Here is a 1,166-nt window from a genome sequence, read left to right on the forward strand (position 1 = left end):
CGGGCTTGAGATCCGTGCCGGGCTTGAGATCCGTGCCGGGCTTGAGGCCTGTGCCGGGTCTGGAACCACCTGTGTCGAGTTTGATGTCCCGAGGCGGGGCAAGCGGGTCCTGCCCGAACTTCTGGTCCCGGTCGTGCTTCCACTCGTGCAGAGCCCCCATGCCGGCACCCGACACCAGCCCGTTGAGCGTCCCCTTCCAGATATCCCGGATATCACCCCCCTCCGGAATCGTGATCGCCCCGACGAACGCCTCGGTAGCACCCTCGATCAGACCCGCGGTCACCCACCTCCCCGCCCACTCCGGCTTGAACACGCGCACGTTCCCGCCCAGGAACCCCGCGAACGCACCAGCCGCCGCACCATAGGTGAACGACTTCAGCGTGTCGTCCCAATACCACTTCTTCGCACTCTCGGCCTTCTGCCACAACTGAACGATCGCGTCCTCGTAGACCTCCTCCACACCCTCGTCCAGGAACTGCTTGCCCATCTCCGCGATGATCCCGCCGATCGCCGCCGTCACCTTCTCCACGGTCACCTGGTTGACCGCCATCGCGAAGAACATCGCACTGTCACGCACCAGCACCTGCAGCGCCTGCTCGATCCACGCGGCGAACCTGGCGAAGATCGCATTGACGACCGTCCGCATCATCCCGATGAACGGACCGATCAACGGCCACTCCGCCGGATCGAACCACATGTGCACGATCTCGCCCGCCGCGAAAATCAACTGCACAATGATCGAAATCTTCGCACCCTGCACATTCAGCGAATAACCACGCGCCATCTCCGCCAGACCACGAGCACCACTCGCATAAAACGCCGGCTGCTCCGCCAGCCTCTCCCCATAACGCCAAAAAGCACGACCCACCATCGGATCACAATGATTCCGCACATCCTCCAACGCCGCCACCAGACCACCGACCACACCATCCAGATCGTCACCGGCCTCCAGCAACGCCTCATAAATCCGCCAGACATCACCCTCACGACCCGGCGGCCAATCCGCACCCGCAAGAATAATAAAAACCCAGTTCAAATCCGGAGGAACCGTCATATTGCCGTGGACAGCCATATCACAGCCCTGCCCACACGGCAAAAACCCGCGCAAGACACAACGCCTCACACCGGATCCTCACACCGCTCATCGAATCACTACACTCACATCG

1 protein-coding gene is annotated in these 1,166 nt (G+C 61.8%); it reads right to left on the reverse strand.

Translation table 11 applies throughout. The features are described 5' to 3' along the window. On the reverse strand, window positions 1-1,072 hold a 1,072-nt coding region (locus tag ABZX92_RS45920; protein WP_355572493.1), incomplete at its 3' end, for a hypothetical protein. Between the last annotated feature and the right edge of the window lie 94 nt (window positions 1,073-1,166).

It is taken from the genome of Lentzea sp. NPDC006480, from assembly GCF_040611995.1.
Taxonomy (GTDB): Bacteria; Actinomycetota; Actinomycetes; order Mycobacteriales; family Pseudonocardiaceae; genus Lentzea.